The 14,073-nt window shown below is 56.0% G+C and carries 13 protein-coding genes, 1 pseudogene and 1 other annotated feature; of the genes and pseudogenes, 7 read left to right on the top strand and 7 right to left on the bottom strand.

The genetic code is table 11. The annotated features are described in order from the left end of the window. Positions 1-169 precede the first annotated feature (169 nt). Both DA792_RS08610 and DA792_RS08615 read right to left on the bottom strand, forming a co-directional pair. Entirely contained in the window at positions 170-877 is a 708-nt protein-coding gene (locus DA792_RS08610) for an anti-sigma factor (protein ID WP_107719591.1), read from the bottom strand. Continuing rightward, positions 874-1,431, bottom strand: a complete 558-nt coding sequence (locus tag DA792_RS08615) for a sigma-70 family RNA polymerase sigma factor (protein WP_254679648.1) — start codon at positions 1,429-1,431, stop codon at positions 874-876. The genes DA792_RS08610 and DA792_RS08615 overlap by 4 nt, the downstream gene beginning before the upstream one ends. A 257-nt stretch (positions 1,432-1,688) precedes the next feature. Here DA792_RS08615 and DA792_RS08620 point away from each other — a divergent pair, with 257 nt between their 5' ends. Then, the gene (locus DA792_RS08620; protein WP_107719592.1) at positions 1,689-2,471 is read left to right on the top strand and encodes a DUF4394 domain-containing protein; all 783 of its coding nucleotides are present in this window, start codon (positions 1,689-1,691) and stop codon (positions 2,469-2,471) included. A gap of 95 nt (positions 2,472-2,566) precedes the next feature. Here DA792_RS08620 and DA792_RS08625 read toward each other — a convergent pair whose 3' ends face one another. Continuing rightward, positions 2,567-3,142 (bottom strand): helix-turn-helix transcriptional regulator, encoded by a 576-nt coding sequence (locus DA792_RS08625; RefSeq protein ID WP_159075208.1) that lies wholly within the window; start codon positions 3,140-3,142, stop codon positions 2,567-2,569. A gap of 306 nt (positions 3,143-3,448) precedes the next feature. On the opposite strand from DA792_RS08625, the gene DA792_RS08630 reads away from it, so the two are divergent. After that, entirely contained in the window at positions 3,449-5,041 is a 1,593-nt protein-coding gene (locus DA792_RS08630; RefSeq protein ID WP_159075209.1) for an alpha/beta hydrolase, read from the top strand. A gap of 39 nt (positions 5,042-5,080) precedes the next feature. Here DA792_RS08630 and DA792_RS08635 read toward each other — a convergent pair whose 3' ends face one another. The 3 genes from DA792_RS08635 to DA792_RS08645 form a co-directional block, all read right to left on the bottom strand. After that, the gene (locus tag DA792_RS08635; protein ID WP_107719595.1) at positions 5,081-6,346 is read right to left on the bottom strand and encodes a porin family protein; all 1,266 of its coding nucleotides are present in this window, start codon (positions 6,344-6,346) and stop codon (positions 5,081-5,083) included. 84 nt (positions 6,347-6,430) lie between these two features. Continuing rightward, the gene (locus DA792_RS08640; protein WP_107719596.1) at positions 6,431-7,000 is read right to left on the bottom strand and encodes a hypothetical protein; all 570 of its coding nucleotides are present in this window, start codon (positions 6,998-7,000) and stop codon (positions 6,431-6,433) included. A gap of 537 nt (positions 7,001-7,537) precedes the next feature. After that, complete coding sequence (locus DA792_RS08645; protein WP_107719597.1) at positions 7,538-7,753, bottom strand: DUF1127 domain-containing protein; 216 nt, start codon at positions 7,751-7,753, stop codon at positions 7,538-7,540. Between the two features lie 296 nt (positions 7,754-8,049). Between DA792_RS08645 and kdsA the strand changes: the two genes are divergently transcribed. The 4 genes and pseudogenes from kdsA to DA792_RS08660 form a co-directional block, all read left to right on the top strand. Further along, positions 8,050-8,913, top strand: a complete 864-nt coding sequence (gene kdsA, locus DA792_RS08650; RefSeq protein WP_107719598.1) for a 3-deoxy-8-phosphooctulonate synthase — start codon at positions 8,050-8,052, stop codon at positions 8,911-8,913. 143 nt (positions 8,914-9,056) lie between these two features. Further along, positions 9,057-9,185: a hypothetical protein gene (locus DA792_RS23075; RefSeq protein WP_302666926.1), complete on the top strand. Its 129-nt coding sequence runs from the start codon at positions 9,057-9,059 to the stop codon at positions 9,183-9,185. Between the two features lie 37 nt (positions 9,186-9,222). Continuing rightward, the gene (locus DA792_RS08655) at positions 9,223-9,585 is read left to right on the top strand and encodes a TfoX/Sxy family DNA transformation protein (RefSeq protein ID WP_254679697.1); all 363 of its coding nucleotides are present in this window, start codon (positions 9,223-9,225) and stop codon (positions 9,583-9,585) included. A 15-nt stretch (positions 9,586-9,600) separates the two neighbouring features. Beyond that, positions 9,601-10,036, top strand: a pseudogene (locus tag DA792_RS08660) (transposase); the annotation flags it as partial. Continuing rightward, positions 9,926-10,042 (top strand) — a sequence feature (AL1L pseudoknot). (Overlaps the previous pseudogene by 111 nt.) Positions 10,043-10,334: 292 nt before the next feature. Here DA792_RS08660 and DA792_RS08670 read toward each other — a convergent pair. Continuing rightward, positions 10,335-10,613 carry a transposase gene (locus DA792_RS08670; RefSeq protein ID WP_159075210.1) on the bottom strand — a complete coding sequence of 93 codons (279 nt, stop codon included), beginning with the start codon at positions 10,611-10,613 and terminating at the stop codon, positions 10,335-10,337. A 278-nt stretch (positions 10,614-10,891) separates the two neighbouring features. Here DA792_RS08670 and DA792_RS08675 point away from each other — a divergent pair, with 278 nt between their 5' ends. Next, on the top strand, positions 10,892-14,032 hold the full coding sequence (locus DA792_RS08675) for a methyl-accepting chemotaxis protein (protein ID WP_159075211.1): 3,141 nt from the start codon (positions 10,892-10,894) through the stop codon (positions 14,030-14,032). Positions 14,033-14,073: the final 41 nt, after the last annotated feature.

The raw sequence follows: 14,073 nt of genomic DNA on the forward strand, positions 1-14,073 counted from the left end.
CAAAGCCCCCACTGGGCCATTGGCCCCGCCGAAAGGGCGTTCTTCAAAGCTCCGGCGGAGATCAAAATGTAAGGGTCCGGTCGGCTCAGATGAAACCACCCCACCTCAACAGGGCCTTCCACGACCAGATCGCCAATCCATCGCCAATCCCAAGAGCCTCGACAACGCGTTACACCTGTGAGGCCGCAAAGCCTTTGCCGATGATTGGCCCGGTTGGCCGCCCGGTCGGGGAACCGCCCAAAGGTTCAAGCGTCACCTCATATAGTTGCTGCGCATTGGGCGGCGGCAGGTCTTGGAACCTCAAACGCGTCGCCGCCGTTTGATCCAATGTGCCAAGCGAGGTCGCGCCCATTTGCTCGGACGGCAGCGTCCACACCTGCAACGTCCGGTCCGCTGGCACGGTGACCGGCGCGACGAACCGCACGAAAGCCGTGTCATTGCCGTAGTCATCAATCACCGCTTGCGGCACGCCCGCCGCATCGACCAAAACGGCCACGACCGTGGGATTTGGCACAGGTTTCAGCCCCGACGACCCGATCCCGACCGCAAGACCAACAAGGGCGGCGGCCACAAGGCCCAGACGCCATTTTCTTGGCGCAGAAGGTTGGTTTGCGGCGTGCGGTGGCGCGGACACAAACAGGGGCCGATCCTGCGCGGCAAGTTCTGCACGCACCTGCGTGATAAATTCAGGCGGCAAATCTTGCGGTGTGGCGGAGCGATCGAGCGGCAAAAACCGGTCACGCAACGCGCCCACACGACGCGCCAATTCGGGGTCTCGCGCCATCACCTCCTCGATCAACGCCCCTTCGGTTTGCGTCAACACGCCCAAAACATACTCGTCGGACAGCGCGATGATCTGGTCTGAAAGATGGGTCATGTCAGACACTCCTTTAATGCGTGCAAACCCCGGCGGATCAGCGATTTTATCGTGCCCAGCGGCACGTCTTGGCGGGCGGATATCTCGGCATGGCTGAAGCCTGCGACATGAGCGAGCAAGATGATGTGACGGCTTTGACCATCCAGTGTTTTGAGGCAATCGCGAATGCGGCTTGGCCCGGCCAGAATTTCCCAGCCTTCGGTCGGCACCACCGCTTGGCGACGCTCTTGCACCTCGGCCAGATCGCTGGGCGACAGGATGCTCAACCGTTTGCCGTCGCGCAGGGTGTTCAGGCAGCGGTTGCGCAGGATCGCATAAATCCATCCCCGCGCCGATCCATGTGCCGCGTCAAACTGTGTCGCCTTGCGCCAGACCTGCACCATCGCGTCCTGAAGCGCCTCTTCGGCCAAATCATGCCGCCCAAGGATGCGGTAGGCCAGCCCCAAAAGCTTTGGGCCTTCATGCTCCAAAATCGCCGCCACTCCGGCATGCCGCCCCGCCGCACAGTCCGCAAGCGCCTCGCGCAACCGCGTGTTGCTTTTGTCTTCGCTCACTTTGCGATCCTTTTGTCTGAGTATTGGCCGCAATGACGCGCGCTCTCTCATGTCAGCCCAGACCGTTTCGGACCGGACAGTTTGTAACGTCGTTTTTTGCACAGCCACGCCCCTTTCAAAAGAGAAGACACGCGTCGCTGCCAAGCGGATGCAAATTTTTTTCCAAAACGCTGCATCCGTTTTCTGCCCCCCGGTGTCTTCGAAGTATGGACGGCGACACACGCCGTGCTTTTGCAACCTGACAAAGGAAAATCGCCATGCTTCGTCTTGCCGCTTTCTCGACCACCGCCCTGACCCTGTCCCTGTCTGCCGTCTCCGCCGCCCCTGCTGTGGGCCTTGTTGGTGACAAAACCCTTGTGATGTTTGACACCGACACCCTGACCGTTTCTGGCACAATGGACGTGAGCGGTGTTGACGGCCTTTTGGGTCTGGACCTGCGCCCCTCCAACAATACGCTCGTCGGCGTCACCCCGGATATGGTCATCGTTCGCATCGACCTGGCCACTGGGGCCGCGACCGAAATGGCCACCATGGACACGCCCCTGCCCCTCGGCGACATGCCGGTGATCGTCGATTTCAACCCGATGGCCGACAAGCTGCGCTTTATGACCGGCACAACCAACCACCGCGTCGATGTCGACACCGGGGCTGTGACCGTGGACGGCAGCTTGGACTGGAAAGAGGGCGACATGCATGTCGGTGAGAGGCCCGCCATCGCCGCCGCAGCCTATATCAACAGCTATGGCAAACCCGAAAAGACCGCGATGTTTGACATTGATGCGACCATCGTCGCGGTGATCCAACAGGTTTCTCCGAATGACGGCACGCTGAGCGCCATCGGCAAGCTGGGGATCGACACCCCGCAAGACAGCTACGCGTTCGACATTCAGACCACCGAGGCGATGGACAACATGGCATGGCTGGTCAATGGCATGACGCTCTATTCCGTTGATTTGACCACGGGCAAAGCGATTGAGACGGGGATGATTGAGGGGCTTGATGCGCCGATCCGCGACATTGCGATCTTGCCTGTGATGTAATTCGGGCCTTTGACAAGGACAAGAAACGGCGCGGTCCAAACGGGCTGCGCCGTTTTGACCCCAAGAGCACCTGTGGCATCTGTCGCACCTGTCCCTCAGAGGTCGAGCATGTGCATCTTTGTGGCAATCGCCACCGCCTCTAACGTGGTCAAAGCCGACAGTTTTTGCCGCAGATTGCGACAGTGCATATCGACGGTCGGCAAGGAAATATTCAACTCAAACGCGATCCGATCCCGCCGTTGCCCAGAGGCGGCCAAGCGCAACACCGATTTTTCCCGCGATGTGAGCTTTGGCACAGCCTCGGGCATGGCCTCGCCCACCGACTGAGGCAAAAACAAAACGATACGGATGAGCTTGGGTTGAAACGGCAGAATGTTGATTTGCAGCGGCGCGGTCGCTTTCGCCGTCTCAGCGCGCAAGATCGACGCCCTCGGTTGAAGATCGTCACAAGCCGCACGCAGGGCATTTGAAAATCTATTGGCCGGTTGCGCGGTGAAATATTCCTGCCTCTGCCCCCTCACAAAGTCCCGGTTTGCTTTGAGAAACCGTGCCGCGGCGTGATCTCGGCTCACGATCCGCGCGCTGGGAGTGACATCAAGACAGGCAATCGCGGTTGTCTCGGCACCGGGGGGCATCCGGGTGTTGTATGAGCTGTGCCTGTCTTGTGACATCTGCGCCGCCGGTCCCTGTAAGTGCATGATCTGACGGAGATGTCAGACCTTTAAGCCAAACCTACGTGGCAGGGATTGGCACAATCGCCCCCCTTTGGGGGGCATGATCAAAAAAGGCGCGCCATATACAAAAAATCGGTTTTTACGGGTTCCCAAGCGTGGTGTGTTTGAAATTTAGGATCAGAAATGCTAGGCAACCTCATAGGTTTGGCTGGTTTTAGGGGCAGTGTGTTTGCGCCCAACACCCTCGCCCTCAAAGACACAAGGCGGCACCCACACCCCGAGCTTGGAGAGATAGAACAGCCGATGAGCCACGTATCGCAATTCATTGAAACCTTAGAGGCGGCGCTGCACACAGAGCGCAAAGTCGCTTTGCCCCCAGAAGATGCGATCCTGCTTCAGACCCAAGACAAACCTGGCAGCGAACGGTTCTTTTTCCGCAACTTTGCCCGATGCAGCTTTCCCGCCAACCTCTATGATCAGCGCGGGATGTGCCAAATCGACAGGTTTGGCGCCGATCCCAAAGACGCCTTTCCAGCCCAAATGCGGATGCCACAAGAGGCGGCCACCGGATGCGCGTTTGTGGTGGCCGATGACCACCTCTATTTCCTCTATGATCGTATGGATCGGTGGAGCGATGCCCCGGGTCATCTGGCCTTTGTCGCGGTGCGCATTGAGGCGGAGCGGATTGTGGCCCTGTCCGATCACAGGCCGGATATTCGGCTGACCAAATCCGAATATCTGTTGCTGGCGCATTTGATGACCGGGTTGGATTTGAAAAAGGCAGCGATGCTTTTGGGCGCGTCTTATGACACCAAACGCAAACAGGTGCAGGTTATTCAAGACAAGCTCGGCCTCAAAACCCAAACCGCCCTGCTCCGCGCCCTGTCCGTCGATATCACCGCGCGTATTCTGGACGAGGTTCTGCCCACCCAACAGCGCAATTTTGAGACCGCTTTGGTCAAACGCCAGTTCGGCAAAGACGTGATCGTCAATATGGTCACAATCGGCGAAGGGCTTGAGGTGCCAGTGTGGGAATTTGGCGCGCGCCGGGGCCGTCCCGTGTTGTATTTTCACTCGATGTTGGCGCCCATCGCCTTTCACCCGGAGATGAGTTCCTGCCTGAACAAACTTGGGCTGCGTCTGTTGATTGTGCCGCGGCATTTTATGGGATTTGACGGGGTGTTAGATGCCGAAACCCGCCTGACCAAATTGACCAGAGCGCTGGCCGATACGATGGACTATCTGACCGATGAGCCGCTGATTTGTCTGGGCGAAAGTGCCGGGGTGCCATGGTTGGCGCATTTTGTCCGGCACAATCCCGATCTGGTGTCGCATGTCATTTTGGCGGCCACACCGCAACCCGCGCACCCACATCCGGCCCCCTCGCAAGACCACGGTGACGCGCCCACGCTGTTCGTTGAAATCTCAAACCGTCTGCGCCGCGATGCGCGGGTCATTGCAGGCCTGACGCGGGTCTACAATGCGATCAGCCGCGTGCCGATGTTTGCCCAAAAGGCATTGGCGCATATGTATCGCAAATCCCCCGCTGATCTGGCCTGTCTTGAGAATTTATTTCGCCACCCTCACCTGTGCGAATGGCTGCGCCTGATTGCCAATCACGCCACCCTGGCTTCTGTTGATGAGTTGACCAATCTACAACGCAACTGGCCAAAGGATTTGCGCGCATTGCAATGTGGCGTGACATTTGTGCATGGCCTTGAGGACCCAATCAGTCCGATTGACGACATCCGGTCTATTGCGCAAACCCTGCCTGACGCCGCATTTCATGCGGTTGAGAATGCTGGACATCTCATTTTCACCCAGCACTTTAAAGACTTCGTGGACCATATCGCCACATTGACCACCCCCGCCCCGTCTGCGCCCAACAGGGCGTGAGGCCCGTCTTCGCCCAACAGGGCGTGAGGGATAGCCGCGTCAGAACCGATAGGACCATCCAAGACGGCAATCCGTCGAAGACGTCGTGTAAAGCGCGATGTTTGAAGACTGGAGCTTATACCCGCACGATAGGGTCGGCGTGCTGCCCAGCAGTTTGATCCGACTGTCCGAAAGTGAGACGCCAAAGCGGTAAATCTCATCACGGCGGGCATAATCCACCGCCGCAAAATCGGCATCATAGAGTTTCAGCGTAGCACTCATCGTCACCCCGCCGCGCAGCGTGTCAGTGAGGTTTTGCGCATAGCCCACACGCGCTGTCGCCCCCCAAAAGCGGTGATAGTCAAGGCTGGGCCTTGAACGCTCCACTGATCCGCCCCATGACAGGGTGGCCCCCTGCGGCGCGCCATGCCCAAACGCTTTCGATCCCCCAGCCCCAAGGGAGGCATAGGGGCCAGACAGGCTGTCCTTGTCCAAATAGTCGCGATACTCGGCCAAGGCCGACAGGGTGAGACGCGTGGTGTCATTCACCGTGTGTGACCAGCTTCCATGTGCCCCCAAAGCAATCCGGTCCGAAGTTTGACCTGTGATCGCGTCGTAATAAATCCGATCGGCATGAAGACCGCCGCGCCACTCTTTCGACGGATCGACCCCTACGACATCCGCCGTGACCCGCCCGCGCCAATAGCGCAGCTCTGGGGCGTCATACCAAATTCGGTTCAATGCCGCCCCGATCTCCAAAGACAGCCCCTCCCCCAAAGGGGTGCGATAGGTGCACCGCGCGCCAAATTCGACCCCGACACCAGAGGTTTCCTCACCACCCCCGTCGATCTCAAACCGCCCCAAAAGCGTATCAAACACCGTCTCAGACGAGGCGTTTGCAATGTTGGTGCTCGGCAAAAGCGCGACACTGGCCGACGCGACGAACGGATACCGCTGTTGCAGTTTGGCGAGGGCATTGAGATAGGAATCGACATGATCACTTTGCGCCGGATCGCGCAGCAAATGCTTGAGAAACGCCTCCGATCTGGCCACCTGCCCTTGTTGCGCAAAGGCTTCGGCAAGTGCCAGCTGTGCCCGCAGGTCCGTGGGGGCAATTCTGCGCGCCTTGGCAAAAGCGAGCGCGGCTTTTTTCGGCGCATCCTTGGCCAAAGCCACCTGCCCCAAATGCATGAGCTTGGCATAGGCCGCGGTCGCGTCAGACCTCGTGCGCGCTCCGTCCGCCCGTGCGCCTGCGAGCGGCCCCATCAGGATCACGATCAACACACCGAACCGGATCAGCCACGAAAAGGTAAAAGAACGCCCCATGTTCACACCGATATCATTGAAATTCAGGACGTGCTGCGAGGGGTCCCGCAGCACGTCTAAAACGATCACTCGTTACGCGAAAAATCAGTCCGCAATGGCGGCATAGCCACCTTCTTCGTAGTCGCCATCAATCGTCCCGCTCACATCGCCATAAACCGCAAGGTCGCCCTCGTAGTCATAAAAGATGCCGTCCATGACGAGATCGACCAAATGGTCTTCTCCATCATTCAACGTCCCATCGGCATCTGCCGTCATGCCAGTGCCCGTGATCGTACCATTGATGGACAGTGATCCGCTCAGCTCTGCCTCTACGGCCTGTGTGTCTTGGTCATAGAGTGCGAAATTATTTGCCGTTCCGGTGACTGTCCCGCCGGTGAAATCGGCGGTCAGGGCCAGATCACCAAGCGCTTCAAGATTGCCATCATCCCCAAGGTCGCCAACACCCAATGCTCCAGACATCGTCGCCGTGCCCGCCATCATCGCCTCGGATGCCGTCTCAAGTTCGCCCGCTTCTGCACCGGCAACAAGACCTTCAAGGCTGTCATATTTTGCCGGCAAATCGGTATCCGACATATCGCCATCAACGGAAGAGCCGCCACATGCGGCCAAGGAAAGAGAGGCCGCCGAAAGGGCCGCCAGTGTGAAGAGTTTCATGTGATGTATCCTAGTGGTTGTACAGTGTTCTGAGTTCAGTGGTCTGAAGATGATCCCTCGAGATCTTGAACAAAGGTTCCACCGATAAAGGGTCCAAACAACCTATAGGAAGTCATAGGTTTACAGCCCTGCGAACGGTCCCGACCGCTCCACCGATGCCCGGTGTCAGCCCTCTCGCACCCGCTCTTTTGCTCACACACCGGCCTGCTTGTCGCCACGCAATATAGGTTCAAGCGCAGGGTTGAACGCATGAACAAAGGATGCGCCGAATGCGGCAGAATTACCGCATAACATACTGACTAAATTATATATTTATGTGAAAAATATTTTAGAATACGATTTCTAAAAATGGGTTTTAACTTTAGGCCAACGCTCTGTGACCAAAGCCCCTGTCACCGCCCGAATGGCCTCGCACCGCAGGTCACAAAAAACCCGCGAGAGGGGCGCCACTCACGGGTTTTAGACGTATATCTTACATTTCGATCAAATCCGACCGCAACGGCTGGATCGAACCGGAAACCACCGGAAATCTTTGCGTCAAATCCGACGGGCCGCATCGGCGGCGATGTCTCGGATTGAGTGGCGGGAAATTCCGAGGTCAGCCAATTCATAATCCGACATCAGGGACAATTCGCGAAACACGCGATCCGCCTCAGCGCGTTGGGCACGACGATGGGAAAACTCAGCACGCAACGCGGAAAAACGATCCATAAGCGGCTGCGTGACGGCGAGGTTTTGGGTCATATAGGCCATGGTAATCGCTCCTTTGGTCTGTCACTTTGTTTTGGGATCATCGCCTTTTCAAAGCGCTTCGATCCCGTTCCTTGATCCCTATATGATCCTGTTAGCGCCCCCACACCAGAGACAAGACGCGAAGGCCGTCATGCAAAAAACGCATAACAAATGCCGATAGCTATGCGTCAGTAGACACGCGCTCCTGTGCACCCGCCCTTGCAACACGCGCCCCCTTTATGATCTATGAGCGTAGGCTTATCTTATGATCAGACAGGCCCAAATCACCGATATGCTCATAGACATAAGGACCGCCCATGCCCCTCGCCCCAACGCCTGCCAAATCCGTTTCTGTCGGCCCACAGGGGCTGAGCCGTCCAGTCACCTTGTCGAATGCCCTGCCCTTTGGCTTGATCGCGGGTCCGTGCCAATTGGAAAGCCTCGCTCACGCCCGCATGTTGGCCGAACGGATCGCTCAGGCCTGTGACGCGACGGGCACGCCGTTTATTTTCAAAGGCTCCTATGACAAGGCCAACCGCAGCTCGCTGTCGGGCAAACGCGGCATTGGCGCTGAGGCTGGCCTCACCATCCTGTCCAAAATCCGCGACGAATTTGGCTGTCCGGTGCTGACCGATGTGCATGAAACCCACCAGTGCGCTATGGCCGCCGAGGCCGTGGATGTGTTGCAAATCCCGGCCTTTCTGTGCCGTCAAACCGATCTGTTGCTGGCGGCGGGCGAGACCGGCAAAACCATCAACATCAAAAAGGGGCAATTTTTGGCCCCGTGGGATATGGACAATGTGGCGGCCAAAATCGCCTCGACCGGCAATGACAATATCATGCTCTGTGATCGCGGCACCTCCTTTGGCTACAACACGCTGGTGAGCGATTTCCGTGGCCTGCCGCGCATGGCCGAAACCGGCTATCCCGTCTGTTTTGACGCCACCCATTCGGTGCAACAACCGGGTGGCAATGGCACGTCAACGGGCGGCGACCGCACCATGGTGCCGCCTTTGGCGCGCGCTGCCGTGGCTGTCGGCGTGGCCTGTTTGTTCATCGAGACCCACGAAGACCCGGACAATGCGCCTTCGGACGGGCCAAATATGGTGCGGATTGAAGATCTGGGCGGGCTGTTGCGCACCCTACGCGCCTTGGATCAGGTTGTGAAACCCGGCGCATAAACCAGAGTTGGTTCAGCCGCACTGAAAGCTCAAATTTTCAGATAAGAGCCGCACCCGCGCCACAATTTGGTGCCGGGCGTGGCCGCATTTGGCGACAAATCTGATGAGACCAACAGTCAGGATATTTCAAAGGGGTTTTCCAAATGCAAACAATGCCGCAAAAACCGCAAGCCAATCCACAGCCGCAACAACTGCCGCAACCGCAAAGCCGTGCGCCGCTGCCGTTTATCGCCAAACACACCGTCAGCTATACCGATTGGGCCGCGATCTAACGCGAGGTCCGAAAAGACGTCAGCTCTCTTGACGTCCGTGCCGTCGCCTTGGCACAGTCACAGGACTGTTCCCTCCGTTCTGTGCCAAGGCCCGTCATGTCCGCTCCCGTCTCCTCAACCCGCGACCTCGGACGCCTCCTATGCCCGCGCCGGGATCACCTCCGCCCAAGCTCTGCGCGATATCGGCCCGGATGCCGCCTATGCCCGGCTTTTGGCCCACGGCAGTCGGCCGCATTTCATCGGCTATTACGCTATGGTGATGGGGCTTCAGGGACGGCCTTGGAATGATTGCAAAGGCGCAGAAGAAACCGCCCTGCGCGCCCGCTTTGATGCGATTGTCAATGCCGCCCTGGCCGATGACAGTGAATCGCTCCGGTTTCACCGGAGACCATCAACTTAAGTAAGGATGATGGTTATGACAAAAAGCAAAATGGCAAATCGCTACTCGCCCGAGGCCCGCGCACGAGCGGTCAGGATGGTGTTTGAACATCAAGGCTCTTATGAGACGCAGGCGGGCGCGATTGCGGCCATTGCACCCAAAATCGGCTGTATTCCCCAGACCTTGAGCGGATGGGTTAAGCAGGCTGAGAAAGACAGCGGCATGCGCGACGGCGTGACAACCGAAGAGCGTGATCGGATCAAAGCGCTCGAACGTGAGGTCCGCGAGCTGCGCCAAGCGAATGAGATACTGCGCAAGGCGTCAGCGTTGGCCTTGTCACTCGGACCAATGGCGTTCCAATGGTCAACTTTGCACAGACGGAGCTCGACCGCCCACTGAAGCGATGATCGCCTTCATTGAAGACCAGCGTGTTGTCTACGGCGTCGAGTCGATCTGCAGGGTTCTGCCGATTGAAGTGGTCCTGCATTTTAGGACAGTTTTGCGGCTTGGCTAAGATGCATCTGGTGTGTGTTCATGCCGCTTTTCGTGTTTCACTTTGGCCGAAGTATGCCGCGTCTGGCGAGCGTTTGTCGAGAGCGGTGTGAGGCCGTTCGCTGCTGTAGAACCCTATCCAGTTATCAATGATCCGTTTTGCTTGGAAACTGGTGTGTAATAGATCGACGAACGGCTGATCTTGAGCAGTTTACACTGACGCGTCAGGCTCAATTTTATATTCTCTTTGCGGATCATCCCGCGGCGTTTTGATGGGCTCACCGCTTGAGCCCTTGTGACAAAAAATCGTTCTCCACCGCGAGCTGGCCGATCTTGGCGTGAAGTTCTTTGATCTCGCCGTCCTTATTCTCAGCCTTTTTGACTTTATCTGAGAACACCCCGGCCATGCCTTCAATCGCCTGCCGCTTCCACGTGCTCACTTGCGTTGGGTGGATCTGCCGCTTAGCTGCGATCTCTTGCACGGTCTTGTCACCACGCAGCGCTTCAAGCGCCACAGCAGCCTTAAACTTGTCTGAAAAGTTCCGTCGCTTCGTCATTCTCGTATCCATTCAATCGTGGTGGATACATCTTAGCACGCTGTCCAGTTTTGCCGGACATCTTCACTGGTTTTCACTGGGGCTGCCCGACCGCGCGGTTTCAAATCAATAAAATTGTTAGGAATGCGCTGCGTAAAACAAAGCGACTTAAACGAATCTTCATTTCTTAGAGGCATCCATCAATGTGTGTAGGGCAGATGGGCCCGTTTCATGACCGCACTCTGTTTAAGAATTTCGCCATTGATTTGGGGCGTGATCGCGGGACCAGGAGAAATGAGATGAAGTATATTATGCGGATCAAGCTGGCGAAAAAACTTCCGATGATCATGATTGGGCTAACCATCATCACAATCGCTATTGCAAATGTGGTCGCCTACCGAAACGCATCAAGCTCTTTACTTGTCGAAGCCGAAGCCGCACTCATGACGGTTGCAGAGGCGCGTAAACTGGAGCTCGAAAGCTGGTTGAACAGCGTCGATATCGACTTGAGCAGTCAGACCGAAAATCCAACGGTGCTTTCTGCAATTCGTGGATTTGGGGAGGCTTGGGACGCGTTAGAGCGAGACCAGACCGCATATTTGAAAAAGTGGTATATTGACGATAACCCAAATGAACTTGGTCAAAAGCAAGCCCTTGATTACGCGGATGATGGGTCCGCATACAGTCAGGTTCATAAGCTCTATCACAACTATTTCCGAAAACTTGTGGATGAAAAGGGCTATTACGATGTCTTCGTCTTCTCAATGACCGGAGACCTGATTTATTCTGTTTTCAAGGAACAAGATTTCGCAACCAATTTCGTCGGCGGAGACTATTCTGAGACAGGACTTGGCGGTGTTGTACAAGCCGCGTTGAACGCCACAGAACCGCAAGTCTTTTTCTCTGATTTTTCTGAATACGCCCCATCAGGTGGTGCCGCCGCTGCCTTTATTGCGGCGCCTGTTGTGGATCGACGTGGTGTGATGCGCGGGGTCATCGCCTTTCAGATGCCGTCGGACAGCATTGATAACATCACGCAGCGTCTGACAGGTCTCGGGCGGACTGGTGACTCGTATCTGGTCGGATCTGATTACCTTTTGCGCTCGGATACCATTCGGGGTGCTGGGGATGAAATCCTGAAGGTGAAAGTTGCGACGCAATCCGTTAAAAATGCTGTGTCCGGTCAGCAAGGGTTTCTGCGCGAAGCGGATACGTTTTCCCCCAATGGCCCCGTTCACGAACAACTCTCGGCTTACTTTCCCGTTGAATATCACGGTGTAAAATGGGGGCTTGTTGCGGAACAAACAATCGAAGAAATCCTCGAACCAGCCAATGCCTTGGCAAAAACGATGGCATGGCAAGGCACTGCTATGACAGCAATTGTCGCCCTGATTGCCTATTTCATAGCGCGCACAATCGCCCGACCGCTTACCCTTGTCGAAACGGCAATGCGTACGGTGTCAGAGGGGAATTACAGTGTGAAGGTTCCAGGAGTCGATCGTGGCGATGAAATTGGCATGATCGCGACGGCCCTTGATGAGTTCCGCCACGCTTTGGGACGCGCAGAGCAAGCCACGCGTGATGGTCTTTTCAAAGGAGCCGCTTTTGAGGGGTCCTCTGCCGCACTGATGATGATTGATACGGATTTTAACATCACCTACATGAATGCGGCGACGACAAAGTTGATGAAGGAAAACGAGGAGAACTTCCGGGCGATGTTTGGGTCATTCGACGCAGACAAGATCGTCGGATCCAACATCGACATTTTCCATCGTGATCCTGAGCGCATTCGCGCGATCCTATCCGATACCTCAAAAATGCCCTTTTCGACAGACATGAAGGTGGGCGATGTTCACTTTTCGTTGGTTGTGAACTCGGTCGTGAGCCTCGATGGAGAACAAATTGGTTGCGTCATGGAGTGGCAAGACGCCACCGACATTCGCACCAACCAAGCGGTGATTTCAGCTTTGGATAGTATTCAAGTGAAGGCAGAATTTGGCGTTGATGGTCTCTTTTCCAAGGTGAACGACAATTTCGCGCGCATGGTCGGTATCGCACCACAGGATTTGGTTGGTGTCGGCCATGCTTCAATCTTTAACTTCGATCCAGTTCTTGCGGAGCAAAATGGTGCGGTTTGGGATCGTCTGATCAATGGTGAAAGCATCCAAGGACGTTTCAAACTTTTGGATCAGGATGGCCACACCTCTATCCTTGATGGCACCTTCAGTCCTGTTACCGACACGGCAGGCCGTCCATTCCGCATCATCCTTCTCGGTACAGACATCACTGACAGCCAAGCGACGATCATTGCCGCAGAAGCCGAACGTGAACGTATGAGGGCTGAGCAAGACCGGGTCGTTGACGGCTTGCGTTTGGGCCTCAAAAAATTGGCCGAAGGTGATTTGACCTCGCGTATTGATGAAAGTTTTGCCCCTGAATATGAAACGCTTCGCTCAGACTTTAATGAAGCCATCCAAAATCTTCTCACAGCCATGCGCAGTGTCGTTGAAAACGCTGATATGATCCGCGGAGAGGCTTCCGAAATTTCCAATGCAGCGGATGATTTGTCGCGCAGAACAGAAAAGCAAGCGGCGACCTTAGAGGAGACTGCGACGGCATTGGACGAGCTTACCTCATCGGTGCGCTCGGCAGCTGATGGTGCAAACCAAGCCAGCGAGATGGTTGAGACTGCAAAGGCGAATGCCGAAGCGTCTGGTGTGGTTGTGCAAGAAGCTGTCGAAGCCATGAGTCAAATCGAAAGTTCGTCCAATCAGATCTCTAAAATCACCTCTGTGATTGATGATATCGCGTTCCAAACAAACCTTTTGGCTCTGAACGCAGGCGTTGAGGCCGCAAGAGCTGGAGAAGCGGGGCGAGGGTTTGCTGTGGTTGCTTCGGAAGTGCGCGCACTGGCTCAGAGGTCTTCTGAAGCAGCGCGTGAGATCAATGACTTAATTTCTAAATCAGGCACTTTGGTAAAGCGTGGTGTCGGTCTCGTCGGTGAAACTGGGCAAGCCTTGCGCGGAATTGTGAGTTCAGTGTCTGAAATTTCACACAATGTTTCAGAAATTGCAGTTTCCTCGCGAGAGCAGTCGTCGGGTCTCGCAGAGATTAACACGGCTGTGAACCAATTGGACCAAGTGACCCAACAAAACGCTGCAATGTTTGAGCAAACAACGGCGGCAAGTCACTCTCTGACGCGAGAAGCCGAAAACCTGATTGTAACGACGTCGCGTTTTTCAATTGGGGCAAGCCAACGTGAAAACAAAGCAAGAAAACTTGTAAATCCATCGGTTCAGGCACCTGAGACCCTCAAAAGAGCGGATGTTCCAAAGCCAACGGCCAAACCCAAGGTTCAAGTGGAACCTATGAAACAGGTGGTGAACGCCCCACCGCAGCCCTCGCAGCCGGTGATAGAAGAAGGTTGGGAAGATTTTTAAGTAAAAACAGATGAGCCCGGCACTGTAAAACGCGCCTGCGC

The organism is Celeribacter baekdonensis, from assembly GCF_003047105.1.
In the GTDB taxonomy this organism is placed as follows: Bacteria; Pseudomonadota; Alphaproteobacteria; order Rhodobacterales; family Rhodobacteraceae; genus Celeribacter; species Celeribacter baekdonensis_B.

Bases quoted from the DNA above. Each gene is read 5' to 3' on its own strand.
- DA792_RS08610 (WP_107719591.1), bottom strand. From the start codon at position 877: ATGACCCATCTTTCAGACCAGATCATCGCGCTGTCCGACGAGTATGTT.
- DA792_RS08620 (WP_107719592.1), top strand. From the start codon at position 1,689: ATGCTTCGTCTTGCCGCTTTCTCGACCACCGCCCTGACCCTGTCCCTG.
- DA792_RS08625 (WP_159075208.1), bottom strand. From the start codon at position 3,142: ATGTCACAAGACAGGCACAGCTCATACAACACCCGGATGCCCCCCGGT.
- DA792_RS08630 (WP_159075209.1), top strand. From the start codon at position 3,449: ATGAGCCACGTATCGCAATTCATTGAAACCTTAGAGGCGGCGCTGCAC.
- DA792_RS08635 (WP_107719595.1), bottom strand. From the start codon at position 6,346: ATGGGGCGTTCTTTTACCTTTTCGTGGCTGATCCGGTTCGGTGTGTTG.
- DA792_RS08640 (WP_107719596.1), bottom strand. From the start codon at position 7,000: ATGAAACTCTTCACACTGGCGGCCCTTTCGGCGGCCTCTCTTTCCTTG.
- DA792_RS08645 (WP_107719597.1), bottom strand. From the start codon at position 7,753: ATGGCCTATATGACCCAAAACCTCGCCGTCACGCAGCCGCTTATGGAT.
- kdsA (WP_107719598.1), top strand. From the start codon at position 8,050: ATGCCCCTCGCCCCAACGCCTGCCAAATCCGTTTCTGTCGGCCCACAG.
- DA792_RS23075 (WP_302666926.1), top strand. From the start codon at position 9,057: ATGCAAACAATGCCGCAAAAACCGCAAGCCAATCCACAGCCGCAACAA.
- DA792_RS08670 (WP_159075210.1), bottom strand. From the start codon at position 10,613: ATGACGAAGCGACGGAACTTTTCAGACAAGTTTAAGGCTGCTGTGGCG.
- DA792_RS08675 (WP_159075211.1), top strand. From the start codon at position 10,892: ATGAAGTATATTATGCGGATCAAGCTGGCGAAAAAACTTCCGATGATC.